Consider the following 17,413-nt stretch of genomic DNA (forward strand, 5'->3'; position numbering starts at 1 on the left):
TTTAGAAACTTAATTGAACTCCCATTATAAACTGGCGCGTAATAGGGTAATTACCATTATCTACACCTCTTTGAAATAGGTTGTCACCACCCACTTCTGGATCATACCCTGTATAATTTGTAAACGTAAAAGGGTTTACTGAATTTAAATACAGTCTTATTTTATCTACGCCGAAATCCTGTGTATTTGGAATAGTGTATCCTATAGATATGTTACGAATACGTAGGTAGGTTCCATCTTCTAGGAAATAATCTGAAAATGCCCTAACATTAGAGTGGGTACCACTTTGTCTGTAGGTAGGAATATCAGAATCGGGGTTTTGAGGTGTCCATTGAAATACTTGATCTTGATGGCGTCCACCGGCAAAAGCTATTTGCCTACCACCGTTATAAATTTCTGAACCATATGCCAAGTAACTTTGCACACCAAAATCCCATCCTTTATAACCTAAATCAAAATTTAAACCGGCTTCCCATTGTGGAATACCAGAACCTGAGAAGACACGGTCACTATCATTAATAGCACCATCACCGTTGGCATCAACATATTTTATATCCCCTAATTGTGGGCTACTAACTGCGCTTAGATCTAATTGTTGGTACTCTTCTAACTCTTCTTGAGTTTTAATTACACCGTCATTCTGAATCAAGTAGAAAGATCCCGCTGGGTCTCCAACGCTTAAAAAAGTAGTTGGTTCATTACCTGTACTACCATCTGCATTGGTAAGCGTACCGCCAGAAGCACCAAGTGTTTTACCATTTAAATTGGTAATCTTGTTATCGTTAAGTGTCCAAGTACCTGAAAATCCAAAGGTTAAATCTTCACCTATGCTACCTTTGTAATTCGCGGCTACCTCAACACCTTTATTCTGCATGTTACCGGCATTAACCGCTACGGCACCATAAACGCTTTGTGCTCGTGGTTGCCATAAACCGGCTGAAGGAGGGGATAATTCATTAATTAACATATCCTTCTTGTCATTTCTATAGACATCTGCCGTAATGTTTAACTTGTTGTTGAACATGCCTAACTCAAAACCGATGTTAGATGAAATTTGGGTTTCCCATTGTACATTAACGTTAGGAAATCTACGTTGTACTAGACCGTTCTGTAAATCTTCATCAGCGCCAAATGGGTAATTTACACCAGGCTCTATTACTGGTATGTAAGAGTAATCAGGTATACCGTTAAAACCTACTTGGGCCCAGCTACCACGAATTTTAAAATTGTTTACGGTACCGGAGTTAAACCAGTTTTCATCGCTTACGTTCCAACCTGCTGAAAAACCGTAGAAGTTATTATTTCTGTTATCTGGAGCGAATTTAGAAGAACCATCTCGTCTAATACTTGCACTTAAAAGGTACTTACTGTCATAATTGTACTGGATCCTACCTAATTTACCAGCTAAGGTGTTCACATTTCTAAATTCACTTGGCGTAGTCGGGTTGGCCCCTGCGTTAAGTACTTGCACATCATTTGAAGCATCATCGGCAAAAACCGTACCTGTGTTCAAGGTTCTGTATTTGTACTTTTCATAAGAAGCAACTGCCAAGAAATCTAAATTGTGCTTTCCAAAAGATTTCTTATAATTTAAAATGTGCTCAATGGTTTCTCTTGTAGAAAACCATTGATTGTATTGTAGAATAGCATTTGGTGTTGAAGCGGATAAACTCAACTCTCCATTACGATCTAAGGCTAAATACTGAGGCTGAAAAAACTTTCTGAAATACTGACTCTCGTTACGACCGATATTAACCTTATAAGTTAAGCCATCTAAAATTTCGTATTCCAAGTTCAAGGCAATACTATTGCTCTTGTTTTCCCTTTCGTCTATATTATCTAACTGGCGCGCTAGAAAGCCATAAAATATTTCGTTTTGTACACTTAACTGAACGGTATTTTCCCCATTAGGTTGAAATACGCTAAAAGGTGCACTATGGGGTACATTACCAATAGCAAAACCGAAAATGTTCCAAGGTTCTTGCTCACGATTTTCAGTAGTTAAACTGGCGGAAGCAAAAGCTTTGAATTTCCCTTTGGTAAACTGCCCTGTAAGTCGGTTGGTTAAACGATCAAAACCAGAATTGATCAAAACCCCTTCTTGTTCGTAAAAGGTAGTATTGTAGTTATACGTTAAATTTTCAGCACCACCAGATAAGTTTACATTGAAATTTCGCACAACGGCATTATCGTTTTGTACCTCGTCAACAAAGTTCGTATCCCAATCCAATACATTGCCATCTATTAAAAAAGTTAGAGGCTCATCGCCCCCAGCTTCTGCACTGGTCTCCGTAACGTATAGAAAATCGGTTGTGTTAGATAATGGTGTACCAGAGGTAATGTTTTGAATACCTGTAAACATATTTACGTCTACCTTCATTTTACCTTTTTTACCACGTTTCGTTGTAATCAAGATTACACCACCGGCACCACGTACACCGTATACCGATGCAGAGGCACCATCTTTTAAGATGTCTATAGACTCAATTTGTTCAGGAGCAAGATTTGGATTGCTTTCTTGCGGTATGTTATCTACTACGTATAAAGGTTCTCCACCGTTCAAGGAAACCAATCCACGAATTTGTACGTTCGCGGCTTCACCAGGTCGGCCACTTGCTGCTTGTATGTTTACCCCGGCAACTTTACCTTGAATGGCAGCTCCAATATCAGATACAGGTATTTTAACAAGCTCGTCAGAATCTACTTTTGCAACCGCACCGGTAACTTCTTTCTTCTTTTGTGTACCGTAACCCACAACAACGACCTCTTCAAGTTGTTGCGAATCTTCTTCTAAAGCTAGGTTCAAGGTACTGGTATTAGCAGAGACCACTTGTTTTATACTTTTAAAACCTAGGTAAGAGAACACTAATGTTTCACCTACGTTGGTATTAATGGTATAATTACCGTCAAAATCGGTTACGGCTCCTTTGCCAGATCCTTCAACAACTATTGAGACGCCCGGCAATGGGGTGTTTTGTTGGTCTGTTACCACACCTGAAACAGTTTTTTGTGCATATGTCCAGCCTATTCCTAAGAATAAGAAGAGCATGAAGGCACTCATTTTCATAAATTTTGGTTTTTGTCCTTTCATAATCATGAATTAGGTAGTTGGTATTTCAACAGCAATATTGATATGGCATTGAAATAGATTAATTATTTAATTATCGTAAAAAATTCAGCCATGAAATTATCATATTATGAATTCACGTAATAAAAATCGCCCTCAATAAAAACTAGACACCGTTTTAGATTTTTTAATCTTTAATTTGTTTTGATCAGATATTTTTGAACAATTGGCGATTTCTATTTTATGAAATTGTAAAATTTTGGTTTTTTAGTGTTCGTTAAATGTTAATATTGCTTGAAAGTACCGTAGATAGGGGGTGTAAACGTATTTTACTATAGGCTTGTTTTGACCAGTAATTAGTACAGATTTTGTAAGTATATGCCAGATGTTCAGGTTTTGTTCAGATGTTACGTGCCTCGTTCAGTGCACCTTTTACCACAGTAATTAACATATAGATTTCATGATCAAAATCTTCTTTAATTTTCTAATGGACAGGTACATCTTTTAATAATCTGAGATATTAAGGTTTAAAAAAGTTCTATGCTACCCGTAGTGCATCAATCAGTTAGTAAAATATATAGGCATGTAAAATCTAGATTACCAGCTTAACATTGCCTGTTGAGAATCTTGTCATGTATAAAATAACATCGAATTCTTCATAAACCTTACATTTTTGAGTATTGCTATAGTCACTAGAAAAAATGCAATAGAATGATCTTCGTTATAAAAATGATCACTTGTAGCCAATGTTATTTGGTATACAGGGTAATTTAAATCTCAAACGAACTAATAACCCATCGATAAAATCACTTCATTGTAGAAAGGTTCAAGTACCTTAAAAGTTCTAATAAAAATGATATGAAAAAGACAGATTTTAGTGATTTAAAAGTGATGTATATTAATTGTACGCTAAAGAAATCGCCCCAAGAAAGTCACACTCAAAAGTTAATGGATGTATCAAAAGCCATAATGACCAAAGAGCAGGTAAAAATTGATGAGGTTCGGTTTATAGACCATGAAGTGGCCAGTGGAGTATATCCAGATATGACAGAACATGGTTGGGATGTTGATGAGTGGCCAAAAATTGCCGAACGTATTTTAGATGCCGACATCACTATTATTGGCACACCAATTTGGTTGGGCGAAAAATCATCTGAAGCTCAAAAACTTATAGAACGCCTGTATTCCATGAGCAGCCAGACCAATGATAAGGGGCAGTATATTTTTTATGGAAAAGTAGGTGGGTGTATAATAACAGGTAATGAAGATGGCGTAAAGCACTGCGCTATGGGTATTTTATACTCCATGCAACATGTTGGGTATTCTATACCGCCACAAGCAGATAGCGGATGGATCGGTAAAGTAGGACCAGGACCAAGCTATGGCGATACCAAATGGAAAGGCGAAGACCTTAAAGAACCCGTAGGTTTTGATAGTGATTTTACCAATAGAAACACCACTTTTATGACCTACAACCTGTTGCATTTAGCTAGAATGATGAAAGACAATAACGGTTACCCCAACTACGGAAATAGCCGTACCGAATGGGATGATGGCAAGCGATGGGAGTTCGAAAACCCAGAATATAGGTAGTGGTTTAGTTTATAGCAATAAATATCAAGTATCAAGTATTAAGTACGAAGTACTTAGAAGTTACTTTTTAAAATAATTTACTTAATACTTTGTACTCAGTACTTAATACTATTTTTTCTCCTAACTCCTAACTCCTAACTCCTAACTCCTTAATTATTTTATACTTTTTTCACTTAACACACAACAGTACTCTACTGATAAAACGTTAACTTACAGCCAGTTCATCCAAAAAACAAATTGTTTGCCATTGATACAAAATGAAATCAATACCATTTGGCTAGACCTCAATGAAGAATTGTATCATTTCATTTTGGGTAAGATTAAAGATGAGCAAGTGTCAAAAGACATTCACCAAGAAGTGTTCTTAAAAATACAGACCAAAATCCATCAGCTTCAACATACCTCTAAACTGACTTCTTGGGTGTATCAAATTACTAGAAACACCATCATAGATCATTTTAGAAAACAGGGTAAAACCATTTCCAGTATTGAAGGTCTGGAGCTGGCAGAAGAACAATCAGGTGATTTTGACTATGCCAAGCTCACCAATTGCATTAATCAGAAAATAGGGGAGTTATCAGCGCAACATAAAGAAGCCATTGTATTGACCACCTTTCAAGAATACTCGCAAAAAGAGCTGGCAAAGCATTTAAACATCTCGTATTCGGGCACAAAATCTAGGGTACAAAAAGCTAGGGAAATATTAAAGGTACAACTGCTTTCTTGCCCCAATGTAATAGCTGACCGAACAGGGAAATTGCTCGATTTTGAAAATAATGAAGAATAGTTACGTCTTTTTTTAGAGTTCGCCGTCTACCTGGTATAACCTAAAAAAAGTTGAGATGACCGAATTAAAAAAAGTAACCGTACAAATACTAAATGCCTTTACAGAAAATGATAAAGGTGGTAACCCAGCAGGTGTAGTTTTAGATGCAGATGCACTCTCGCATAACGACAAATTACATGTTGCCAAAAAAGTGGGGCTCTCTGAAACCGCTTTTATTTCTAGATCCAATACTGCGGATTTTAAGCTCGATTTCTATACGCCCACCAAGCAGATAGCTCATTGTGGGCATGCTACCATAGCAGCATTCTCGTACTTAAAACAGTTGGGAAAATTAAAGGGCAACACATCATCAAAAGAAACCATAGATGGAAACAGAAAAATAGAAATACAGGGCGCTTTGGCATTTATGGAGCAATTGGCACCAACATATGTAGACCCAGTTGAACGAGAAAACGACATTTTAAATTCATTAGGACTAACAAAAGCAGATTTGCTGCCAAACGCACCAATTAAAGTAGTTAATACCGGAAACTCTTTTTTATTGATTCCTGTGAAAGATGTAAAAACGCTACAAGATATTACACCACATTTTGATGCCATAGAAAACATCAGTGAAGCTTATGATTTAATAGGATATTACGTGTTCACTACAGATGCTTTAGCACATGAAATAGATGCGACAACAAGAATGTTTGCGCCACGCTATGGTATTTTAGAAGAAGCAGGAACAGGAATGGCTGCAGGTCCGCTAGCTAGCTATTTGTATGATGTCTTGCAGATCAAAAAAACCACTTTTCAAATACAGCAAGGCAAATATATGTTACCGCCATCATCAAGCGCGATTGAAGTGCAATTGCAACTGGAAAATGAAAAAATTACCGGACTCATGGCTGGTGGAAAAGGAGTAGTGACTCGTAAACTAGAAGTTAATGTATAAGCAGAAAAACCAACTAATTACTCTTTACTTAATACTATTTTTTCTCCTAACTCTTTTGTACTGCAATAGAATTTCTCAAGCATTTTCATCTTTAAAAAAGAAATACTGTATTAATTTACCTTAAAAGATATACTTATTAAAATAATCACTAACTTTCTCAATATTAAGATATTGTGTATCACAAAAATGTTTATTATTTAAGCATTTAACGAAGCAAGTAAGTTCCCCTAGTATGTATTGCCGGTAATAGTATTCCCCCTAGTGGTAAAATACCAATTGAGTAGAATATTAACCAATAATTATATATTATGAGAACTATTAAGATGACTAAGTTTTTTATGCTTGCTGTGTTTTTAACACCATTTATCAATACTGCACAAGAAGCTACCGCTACTATGGATTTTGAGAACGCAGAAGCCAATGTAGCTGTTGTATCGAATTACGTAAAAGCAGTGCAAAACGGAGATTTGGAAACGATGGTAGCGCAATTGGCAGATGACGCCAAAATTTATGGTCTCAGCGGAGGTCCTACCAACGTAATGAACCCATCCCAATTGTCTGAATATTATAAAGAAAGTTTTGCAGCTACCAAACATTCAATTGACCCAAACACGTCTTATGCGCCCATAAAGGTAACTGGTGGCATAAACGAGGGCGAATGGGTTATGGTTTGGACTACAGACACTATTTCAAATAAGAAAACCGGTCAAGAAATTGCGATTCCTGCACAGGTTACGTGTCTTGTTGAAAACGATAAAATTACAATGATGGCGCATTATTACGATCAATTAAACGTTATGACGTCTATGGGCTACACGCTACAACCACCTACTGAATAATAAATAAACCTTTAATATTCATGTAAAACCCAGAAGCTTTTTCTGGGTTTTACTTTTTATCTTTTTACCGACATCACCAAGTGCTATTTCGGAGCAATTGCAAATAGAAAATGAAAAGAATGCCGGACTCATTGCGGTGGGAAAAGGAGTAGTGGTCCGTGAACTGGAAGTTAAGATATAAACAGAAGAAGCAACCAATTATGTTAAATGCATCTTTACTATACAACTATATATGTAAAGGAATGAAAACTCGGGTTCGTAATTGGGTCGTTTGTAGTGTAATCTCTTTAGTGGTTTTTAGTTCTTGTAGTAATGATGATGATACTTCCACATGTAATGTAGAGAACCCTTTAGAAGAACTTTCTTGGCTTAATGATTGGGTAAATTCATTGACTGATGATCACGAGTATATAAGAAAAGCCAAGTATCTGGGCAATGATGTTTTTTATTATGTGAATTGCGACCCCACTGTTGCTTATGCTTCGTTCACCAGAAATTGTGAGGGTGAAACCATAGGTAATACTGCCGAATTAAAAACAGAATTCACGCAAGACAGAATTTTATGGTTACCAGAAAATTCAGAATGTAGTTTTGAGTAGCCTCTAAGAATGTATTGTACTTAATACTTTGTACTCATTACTTAATACTATGTATTCTCCTAACTATTTTACACCTCGAACTTTTCTTTTACGGTAACCCGTAATGCTACATTGAAGAAAAATACTACCTTTCTAGTCGGTTCTAAAACATTACTTCCCCCTGCCGTTTTAGAGTTTAAATTTTATACAGTCGCATTATTTAGTCCAGAATTAATTATAACAAGTACGTATCAAGTATTATGAAACTAGAGAAAATATTAGATAAGTTAGGATCTATTGAAAAAAATTCATTTATTAAGATTATTGACAATATCATATCTAAAAATCCAACAAACGCAAAGGAAATTGATAAGATTTTAAGCTCCTCGGATAAAGGTTTGAAATCTGTTGATAATCAAAATATTTCCAGGATATTTAATCTAACGTCTTTAGAATTTAGGAGTTACATAGAATGTGAGTTTCAAGAAATAACATCACAATTAGATATTTTAATAGATATAATAATTCGTGATGGTAATTGTATTATGAAACAAGATTGGCTCTCAAGATTATATGAAACGGAAATAAAAAATTTAAAAGGTAGAATCAAAGTTTTAAATGCAGATTTTGAAGATGAGAAGTCCGATTTGAGTTCAGCTAGAAAAAGAGATTATAGAATTTATAAATCATGCTTACAAACAGCTTATCAGAATGATATAGAAAATAATAGAGATGCTAAAATAACGTCAGATGAACTTTCTATAATATTAACTTTAGGAAAACAACTAGGTCTTTCTCAAGAAGAAGTGAAACTTATTAATTATTCCATTATCCCAATTAAGAAATTGGATATTCAGGAAGTAATTAAAAGTCTTAAAAATATTGGCGTAATATTTTATTCTAACAAAGAAAATACCATTTATGTAGCTGATGAAATGGTTCGGTTATTAAGAAACATTAGGAAAAAAGAAGTAGCTACTAAGTTTTATAGAAGAACATTAAAATTGCTTCGAGAACCTATTATAAATCAAATTGCAAGGAATCATAATATTGATAGAAAATTATCATCTGCACAAAAAATAGAGGAAATTATAAAAGAGGGAATTTCTTTCACCAATTTGCTTTCAGAAGATATTTATAAACCGGGAAGCACTTTGACTGAAAAGAAGAAAACTTTAAATGAATTGTGTGAGAAAGGCTTAAATATTGAAAATCTAAAAGGAAGTGTTTTAGAAGATAAAATAGGTAGTTTAATTCAACATTTTGAAAATGTAGAGCGTGACGAAAAAGTAGGTATATCTTTGGATGGATTTGATAAAATGCTGGTAGAGCTAAACCAATCATTACCGAAATTAAATAAAGAAATTAGAACTCAATTTGAACTACAAGAAGAGTTTGTTCTAAAAGGGGATTACCTATTGGACTATAACATCAAACCTAGAGATATTCTTGACTTAATAACTAAATCTGATTTAACTATGTTTATTAAGGATAATGGAATTAAACAAAGAGGAGATGATATATTAAATATTTTAGAGCATTACAAAGATGTTGAAAATCTTTATTTGGAAAACTACTCTAATGTAGCTTTTAGAGATTTGAATGTTCTAAAGGAAAATGGCATCACCGTAAAAGAAAGTGAATTAGGATTAAAGTTTGAAGAATTGACGAAAGTAATTTTCAAAGGTTTAGGTTTTGATGTCGATGAAGCTTTGAAAAGTAAAATTAATACCCAAAAGGATATGATAGATATTCTTTTAAATTTAGGAAATGATGAGATTATTATTGTTGAATGCAAGACTAGCAAGGAAAGAGGTTATAATAAGTTCAGCACGGTTTCAAGACAATTAAAGTCCTATCAAAAACTAGCATTAAAAAATAATCTACGAATTGTTAAAATTTTATTGGTTGCTCCAGAATTTAGTGACGATTTTGTTACAGATTGCGAAATGGATACGGAGATGAACTTATCACTATTAACGGCATCAACATTATCAAATATTTTAGAATCGTTTAAGGAATCCAACTACACTGAATTTCCACATGTTTTATTTAGGGATATTGTAATTAACGAAGAACGAATCTTAAAAGCATTGAGTAAATAATTAGACTTTACAAAACTAAACCGCCAACTACAGCGAAAAGGGCCGTACTATGATGTAATAGATTGCTTTTTTAAATTTCTAAGAAAAATGAAAATTCTAACCCTAATTACACTACTAATTTTTATTTTCTCCTGCGAGCCTAATCACCTTTTTAAAAATATAGAAAATCAAGAACAGGTATTTATTGAGCTGTCTAAATATGGGTTAGAAAATATACCCAAAGAGGTTGGGCAATTAAAGAATGCAAAGAAATTAGAAATCCACGTTGATAGTTTAGAAGGTTGGACTATTTACCCTCCACTGAGCGCAATGGATCAATATATAGACGAACCACCGTTTAGAACAATACCACCAGAATTATTAGAACTTGAAGGTCTAGAACAACTAACCTTATATGACCTAGATATAAAAACCTTACCCGAAGATTTGCACAGACTCAAAAATCTAGAATATCTAGACCTATCAATGAATAAACTGACCGTCTCGAAAGAAATAGCCAAACTGAATAAGCTAAAGAAACTGAAATGTGTAGAGCTGTTCGGCAACAGAATAAATAAGCTAGAATTAGAAAAGTGGAGAAAAGAAAACCCAAATCTTCAAATACGGTATGGTGATGAATATTGAGTTTCTATAGGTCTCAAAGTACTTGGTTTAACCTTAATCCTTATTTTTAGATAATGAAAGAAGGCTTAATAAAAGATACCTATGAGTTAATTATAAAGGAAATACAAACTGTACTTACAGTGTGTTATCTGTTGGCTGTTGGTATAGGTATGATTTTTAATTATAAAAAGTATGCTGAATTTGGCATAAACATTTTTGATTACGCAGATGTATTTGATTTTTTAATAGCTCCCTTTGCAGATTTATACATCATCCTTTTTGTAGCAGCATCTACACTGTTTATTTCTATACTGTTTTACCTTGATTATCTATGGCTAAAAAAATGGCCTAAATCATATTCAAAAATGAATTTTGGGCGTGATAAAAAGAAGTGGTTTAAAGAATACAGAATTACCGTTATAGTAATGAGCTTTATAATTTATTTGTTTTTATCTGCAGGTTTCTATGGTAAGTACACTAAGAAAAAAATATCCAATCAAAGAGATATTTCTATTACTCTAGTGGATAATGAAATAAAGAAGGGTAAACTAATAGGAAAGACCAAGGATATAGTTTTCTTATTAAATGATCAAGGTGTTTTTGCAATACCTCTTACTTCTGTGGTAAAACAAATAAAAATAAAGTAGTGGGCGTTTTAGGACCCACATTTCTTGTTGGTCTTACTAAGCTTATAGAAAACCCAAAAGAACTGCATTCGCACGAATGGCGCAGAAAATTGAAATCTTCATCAGGAAACTAAACTCAAAATACTATGGAGAACTTCATGAAAATTATAATAACCTAAAACCCCACCAAAAAGTACACAACATTCGAAAATGCGTGTAAGTCTTAACGGCATCTTCGCACATACCTTTGTCCTATTCTTTTAGACATTTAAAAAATAGGCGATATGAGTACAACACAATTTGGCAAACAAGGGTGGACACCTGCTAGAATAAAAATGCTTACCGATAAAACATTTGTAATAACAGGTACTACCAGTGGTACCGGTTTTGAGGCAGCAAGAATACTGCTGTCTAAAGGCGCAAAAGTGGTGATGTTGAACCGTAACCCAACAAAGGCTGCAGATACCATAGCAACCCTACAAGAAGAATTGGGTAGTGCCATACCGGTGACCAATATAGAAATGGACTTGGCATCTTTGGCATCCGTAAAAAAAGCGGCAGATGAGGTGCTAAGAACCGTACCACAAATAGATGCATTGTTATGTAATGCCGCCATTGCTCAAGTTCCCAAGCAAACCTTTACCGAAGATGGTTTTGAAAGTCAGTTAGGGGTAAACCACTACGGTAATTTCTTATTGCAGGCATTGCTATACCCGCGTATAGTGGAATCAAACGGGCGTATGGTAACCGTTGGCAGTATGGGGTATAATATGGGCATTAAGACCATACAATTCAATGATATGAACTGGGACAAAAATTATAATCCGAATGCAGTGTACAGTCAAAGCAAACTGGCGCAAATGATGACGGTTTATGAATTACAGGATAGATTGAAAAAGGCGGATAAAACAAGTGTAAAAGCATATGCCTGCCACCCAGGAGCTTCATCTACATCGCTCATTAAAACCAGTGGAAGTTTATTGACCAGGTTCATTTGGCAGATCATGAAATTGACACCCATGGTACAATCTGCAGAAAAGGGGGCGTACCCAGAAATTATGTGTGCTACAGAACCAGATTTAGATCAAGAAGCATTTTACGGGCCAACAGGTAAAAATTATTGGACAGGTCCGGTAGGTGAGTGCAAGCTAGAACCACATGCAAAAGATAAGCTGGTAATGGAAAGGCTTTGGGAGTTATCGGAAAAGGAAACAGGTATAACTTGGAATTTGTAAATTAGTAAACAACCTCAATATAACACTTTAAAACATCAGCTATGGATATTTTAAAAGAAGCAACAGATTGGGCAAAGGCCGAACTTTTTTCCACTCCGTTTTTCATGCTATTCGGCATGGCATTTTTAGTGGCGAGTATTGGGTTCTGGCAACTAGGAAAGACAGAAATGGCAAGAGCCTATATGATACCAACATTGGTAGCAGGTTGCTTGCTTCTAATCATTGGTCTGGGTTTGTTTTTTACCAATAGATTAAGAATTACACAGTTTGAAAAAGCCTACCATACAGATGCTGCTGCTTTTGTAGATGCTGAATTAGAAAGAGCCCAAGCAACCTTAAAAGAATATGACACTATAGTCTTTACCGCAATACCGATAATTATTATTGCCTGTGCATTGGTTCTATTGTTGGTTAGCAGCCCAATTTGGAGAGCAAGCATGATAACGACCATTGCCATGTTGGTCGTTATACTGTTAGTAGACGGTACGGCACATGCAAGAATAGACGGGTATAATAAGCAGTTACAACTGGCAGCAAAAGAAATGAATACATAAAATGCAGCATTTTAAAACTTTATCGGCATACATAGATTATTTGGAACTTCCAGGTCCCGAGCACCCTATGTTCAGTGTGTTTTCTGCAAAGGGTGAAGGATTTTTGCCTTGCCCAAAAGAAAGTTCGCCGCCAATCACAAATGATTGTTATTCTATAAGTCTAAAGAAAATTGTTAAAGGAGATTTAAACTATGGGAGAACAACCTATGATTTCACTAATGGCGCTTTGATTTGTATAGCACCTAGGCAAGTATTGCAATGGGACAGTAGCGTGGTGTATGACCAAAAAGGATTCTCCATTAATTTTCACGAAGACTTTTTAAAAGGGACCGAGTTGGCGCATCAGATCAAAAAATATGGTTTCTTTTCGTATTCGGTGAACGAGGCACTGCACCTTTCGCCAAAGGAGGAAAAACAGATGGAATCCATTGTAGAAAATATCGATATAGAATATCAGAACAATCAAGATGAGTTCAGTAAAGATATTATCATCTCGCAGTTAAGTACGCTATTAAAATATGCCAATCGTTTTTATGAAAGGCAGTTTCTTAACAGAAAGGAATTGTCAAACAACTTGTTAGAGCAATTTAACGCACAGTTATCAACGTATTTTGAAACAGGTCAATTACAGGAAAACGGTATTCCCAGTATTGAGGAAATAGCAAATAATATGTCCGTTTCTCAGCGCTACCTTAGTGACACCTTAAAAAAGGAAACCGGTAAGACCACAACCGAGCATTTGCAATTGTTGTTGATAGACAAGGCCAAGAATATGTTGTTGCAACCTCATAAGAGTATTGCTGAGGTTGCTTATGAATTGGGTTTTGAATATCCGCACTATTTCTCAAGGTTGTTCAAGAAGAAAGAAGGTGTTAGTCCGACGGAGTACAGAGAAAAATATAAAATGAACTAAACAGGTTTTAGTATTATTTAGGTTGTAAACAGCCCTTATTACGCAGGTAATAAGGGCTGTTATATTTTAGCCTTATGAGCTTACTCCTTCACCAGCTCCTTACTCAATTCCTCTAATGAAACCCCTTTGGTTTCGGGCATTTTGGTGAGTACTTATAGATAAGAACTAATTAAGTATGAGACATTATTTCTAATTTAATATTGTTTTAAAGAGAAAAGTGAATAGAAACAAGGGTAAAACTTACTATTTAAATTCAAACAAGGGTAAAATTTCGTTATTTTTACCCTTGTAGTTTGTACAGATGTAAAATTTACCCTCGTTAATGGAAAGCTTTAATAAGAATAAACCGTATAATAATCTTCCTCTACTTCCCCCTAAAGCAGAATTAGAAACAAAGGAGGTTTTAATAAAAACAATTTCTGCTAGTAGAGCATTGGCCCAATTAAATGGAGCTATTAGAAACCTGCCTAATCCGAGTTTATTTATTGATGCTCTGCATTTACAAGAAGCGAAAGCTAGTTCGGAAATTGAAAATATTATTACCACAAATGACGATTTATACCAGGCATTTGTTGCGGATAAAAAGTATGACAACCCTGCAACTAAAGAAGTAATTAATTATAAAGAAGCTATTTGGATTGGATTAAGTCAGCTTGAAACAAAACCTTTTATAACTACTAATTTATGTGTAGAATTAGTTCAGTGTATAAAACAAAATACAGCAGGAATTAGAACAACTCCAGGGACAACCTTATCAAATAAAAAAGGTGAAACTATTTATACACCGCCTTCAGGTGAAGAAGTAATTAGAGCTAAAATGGCAAATTTGGAATCATTCATTAATGACAATAGTACGATTGACCCTTTAATTAAAATGGCAATATCGCATTACCAATTTGAAGCGATTCATCCTTTTTCGGATGGTAATGGAAGAACAGGAAGAATTATTCTTTTACTTCAACTTAAACTTGAAAAACTTCTAGATGTTCCCGCCTTGTTTCTTAGCGGGTATATTATAAAGTATAAAAATGAATATTATAAAGGTTTGAGAAATATAACAGAGAAAAATGATTGGTCAAAATTCATTATTTATATGCTAGATATGGTTGAGAAAACAGCAATTGATGGACTAAATAGACTTGAATCTATTACAAAACTTATGGATTTAACAGGACATAGAGTCAAGGAAACTTTACCAAAAGTTTATTCTAAAGATTTAGTAGAGGTAATTTTTAGACTACCTTATACAAAAAGGCAAAATCTAATTGATATAGGTTTAGGAACACCAAAAACAGTTGGTAACTATTTAAGTGCACTTGAAGATAAAGGATTTCTAACTTCTATAAGAGTTGGAAAAGAAAAACTATATTTAAATGAAAAGTTAATGCGCATACTGGTTCATTAAATCACTCCTTCACCAACTCCTTACTCAATTCCTCTAAAGAAACCCCTTTGGTTTCCGGCATTTTGGTAAGTGCCCAAATAAGTTGCAATACCATCATGGCGCAGAAGAAGTAGTAGATATACCACACTTGGTCTTTTAATACTCCCTCCGAAGCATCCAAGAAAAACGGAGTGATCAACGTAATGATCGCTGCAAATACCCAATGAACGCTAACACCCCAAGATTGCCCGTATGCACGCACACTGTTAGGGAAGATTTCTGAGATAAACACCCATATTACGGCACCTTGCCCAATGGCATGAGAGGCAACAAAAGTACAGATAAAGGTTAGTGTTAGTGTAGACCCTAAATCCATCTGAAAACAGAGTCCTACCATAACCAGGCTTATAATGTATCCAATAGACCCAATGATAATCAATTGGCGCCTGCCCAATTTATCTAACAAGCGTATTCCAATAAAGGTGAATACGAGATTTACAATACCAATGGCGATGGAATTGAATAGCGATTCTTTGCCTCCCAGCCCTGCCTGTTCTAAAATTTCGGGTGCGTAGTACAGTACAAAATTAATACCCGAAAGCTGATTAAAAAAAGCGATAAAAAAAGCCAGCCAAAGAACTTTAGAATATTTCTTCTGAAATAGTTTTTCGCTTTTGGTAATATTTTTAAGGTTCATTTTTATCTCTGTCAGCTGCTGTGCCGCTTTTTCTTTTGAGTAAATGATCTCTAATATGTTCAATGCACTGGCATCATCTTTTTTGTGTAGCGCCAACCATCTTGGGCTTTCTGGTACGGTAAATACCATTAAGGTATATATAAATGCGGGTATGGCTTCTACGCCCAACATCCAACGCCAGTCATTTTCGCCGTCGAATCCTTTAAGCAACCAGTTAGAAACAAAAGCAAGTAGAATACCGAAAACCAACCAGAACTGGTAGAGTCCGCCAAGTTTACCACGATTCTCTTTTGATGTAATCTCAGAGATATAGATAGGTGCTGCAACAGATGAGATACCAACACCCACACCACCAATAAAACGAAATACAGAGAACGAATATGGGTCTTGGGCCAATGCTGAACCTAGTGCAGAAACCAAGAATAGAACACCGACCCAGAGTAAGGTCTTTTTACGACCTAAGTTTTTGGTAGGTATACCGCCAAAAAGAGAGCCTACAACAGTACCCCATAATGCCATGCTCATAATGAAAGTACCATGAAATAGGGGAGATGTATTCCATAATTCTTTTATGGGTTCGTTTGCACCTGATATGACTACGGTATCAAATCCAAATAAAAAACCTGCAAGCGCTACGGTGATAGACCAAACGATAATTCTGTTCATTGTTGAGTATTAAGTTGTAGTTAAATATAACGAATCAAAACCGTTAAATCTTAATCTTAAAGGACAACAAAAAAAATAGAGAATCGCTAACTTGTGGTATTATTAAAAATTGAACGATGAAAGATTTAAAAAATAAAGTGGCCTATATCACAGGAGGCACCAAGGGAATAGGATTTGCAGTAGCACAAACATTATTGAAACAAGGCATGAGAGTTGCCATTAGTGGGCGTTCTCAAGAAAGTGTAGATGAAGCTTTAAAAGATTTTGACAACGACGCTGTCTTGGGCATTGTGTCTGACGTAGCAAAAATGGCAGATGAGAAGAATGCCGTTTCAAAAATAATGGATAAATGGGGTCAATTAGATGTGGTCTTGGCAAATGCAGGTGTGGGTAATTTCGCGCCAATAGATAAAATGACAGATGATGAATGGCACCAAATGATAGATACTAACTTAAACGGTGCTTTTCATACCTTAAAAGCATCAGTGGAGGGTTTAAAAACAACTGAAGGTTATTACATAACGTTGGCTAGTTTAGCAGGCACCAACTTCTTTGCAAAAGGCGCAGGGTATAATGCTTCTAAATTCGGAGTGGTAGGTTTTACACAAGCCGCAATGTTAGATTTAAGACAATATGGAATTAAAGTTTCTACCATAATGCCAGGATCGGTGTCCACACATTTTAATAATAATGAGCCAGATGAAAAAGATACTTGGAAAATTCAACCGGAAGATATAGGTGAATTGGTGTTGGACTTATTACAAATGAACGAAAGAACCTTACCTAGTAAAATTGAGGTAAGGCCAACAAGACCAGATAAGAAGTAGTA

The 17,413-nt window shown here is 35.3% G+C and carries 15 protein-coding genes; 13 read left to right on the forward strand and 2 right to left on the reverse strand.

Features of this window, described 5'->3' with window-relative positions:
• Nucleotide 1: 1 nt before the first annotated feature.
• A complete protein-coding gene (locus tag SJY30_RS14930) occupies nucleotides 2-3,091 on the reverse strand; it encodes a SusC/RagA family TonB-linked outer membrane protein (protein WP_396632933.1) in 3,090 nt (1,029 codons plus the stop codon).
• A gap of 834 nt (nucleotides 3,092-3,925) precedes the next feature.
• Between SJY30_RS14930 and SJY30_RS14935 the strand changes: the two genes are divergently transcribed.
• The 12 genes from SJY30_RS14935 (at nucleotide 3,926) to SJY30_RS14990 (ending at nucleotide 15,242) form a co-directional block, all read left to right on the forward strand.
• A complete protein-coding gene (locus tag SJY30_RS14935; RefSeq protein WP_396632934.1) occupies nucleotides 3,926-4,660 on the forward strand; it encodes a flavodoxin family protein in 735 nt (244 codons plus the stop codon).
• A gap of 241 nt (nucleotides 4,661-4,901) precedes the next feature.
• Entirely contained in the window at nucleotides 4,902-5,447 is a 546-nt protein-coding gene (locus SJY30_RS14940) for a sigma-70 family RNA polymerase sigma factor (protein WP_396632935.1), read from the forward strand.
• Between the two features lie 55 nt (nucleotides 5,448-5,502).
• Entirely contained in the window at nucleotides 5,503-6,384 is an 882-nt protein-coding gene (locus SJY30_RS14945; protein ID WP_396632936.1) for a PhzF family phenazine biosynthesis protein, read from the forward strand.
• Between the two features lie 308 nt (nucleotides 6,385-6,692).
• Entirely contained in the window at nucleotides 6,693-7,223 is a 531-nt protein-coding gene (locus SJY30_RS14950) for a nuclear transport factor 2 family protein (protein WP_396632937.1), read from the forward strand.
• 242 nt (nucleotides 7,224-7,465) lie between these two features.
• On the forward strand, nucleotides 7,466-7,822 hold the full coding sequence (locus tag SJY30_RS14955) for a hypothetical protein (RefSeq protein WP_396632938.1): 357 nt from the start codon (nucleotides 7,466-7,468) through the stop codon (nucleotides 7,820-7,822).
• Nucleotides 7,823-8,061: 239 nt separating this feature from the next.
• On the forward strand, nucleotides 8,062-9,906 hold the full coding sequence (locus SJY30_RS14960) for a hypothetical protein (protein WP_396632939.1): 1,845 nt from the start codon (nucleotides 8,062-8,064) through the stop codon (nucleotides 9,904-9,906).
• Between the two features lie 87 nt (nucleotides 9,907-9,993).
• On the forward strand, nucleotides 9,994-10,530 hold the full coding sequence (locus SJY30_RS14965; protein WP_396632940.1) for a hypothetical protein: 537 nt from the start codon (nucleotides 9,994-9,996) through the stop codon (nucleotides 10,528-10,530).
• Nucleotides 10,531-10,583: 53 nt separating this feature from the next.
• Nucleotides 10,584-11,156, forward strand: coding sequence for a hypothetical protein (locus tag SJY30_RS14970; RefSeq protein WP_396632941.1), 573 nt, complete (start codon nucleotides 10,584-10,586; stop codon nucleotides 11,154-11,156).
• A gap of 263 nt (nucleotides 11,157-11,419) precedes the next feature.
• On the forward strand, nucleotides 11,420-12,370 hold the full coding sequence (locus SJY30_RS14975) for an SDR family oxidoreductase (RefSeq protein ID WP_396632942.1): 951 nt from the start codon (nucleotides 11,420-11,422) through the stop codon (nucleotides 12,368-12,370).
• A 41-nt stretch (nucleotides 12,371-12,411) separates the two neighbouring features.
• Entirely contained in the window at nucleotides 12,412-12,924 is a 513-nt protein-coding gene (locus SJY30_RS14980; RefSeq protein WP_396632943.1) for a hypothetical protein, read from the forward strand.
• A gap of 1 nt (nucleotide 12,925) precedes the next feature.
• Nucleotides 12,926-13,837 carry a helix-turn-helix domain-containing protein gene (locus SJY30_RS14985; protein ID WP_396632944.1) on the forward strand — a complete coding sequence of 304 codons (912 nt, stop codon included), beginning with the start codon at nucleotides 12,926-12,928 and terminating at the stop codon, nucleotides 13,835-13,837.
• A gap of 322 nt (nucleotides 13,838-14,159) precedes the next feature.
• The gene (locus SJY30_RS14990; RefSeq protein WP_396632945.1) at nucleotides 14,160-15,242 is read left to right on the forward strand and encodes a Fic family protein; all 1,083 of its coding nucleotides are present in this window, start codon (nucleotides 14,160-14,162) and stop codon (nucleotides 15,240-15,242) included.
• A 1-nt stretch (nucleotide 15,243) separates the two neighbouring features.
• Here the strand turns inward: SJY30_RS14990 and SJY30_RS14995 are convergent, their stop codons facing one another.
• Entirely contained in the window at nucleotides 15,244-16,584 is a 1,341-nt protein-coding gene (locus tag SJY30_RS14995; protein ID WP_396632946.1) for a sugar porter family MFS transporter, read from the reverse strand.
• 116 nt (nucleotides 16,585-16,700) lie between these two features.
• Between SJY30_RS14995 and SJY30_RS15000 the strand changes: the two genes are divergently transcribed.
• Nucleotides 16,701-17,411: an SDR family oxidoreductase gene (locus SJY30_RS15000; RefSeq protein WP_396632947.1), complete on the forward strand. Its 711-nt coding sequence runs from the start codon at nucleotides 16,701-16,703 to the stop codon at nucleotides 17,409-17,411.
• The last annotated feature ends 2 nt before the right edge of the window (nucleotides 17,412-17,413 follow it).

Origin of the sequence: Maribacter sp. R86514 (genome assembly GCF_044597005.1) — a bacterium.
GTDB lineage: Bacteria > Bacteroidota > Bacteroidia > Flavobacteriales > Flavobacteriaceae > Maribacter.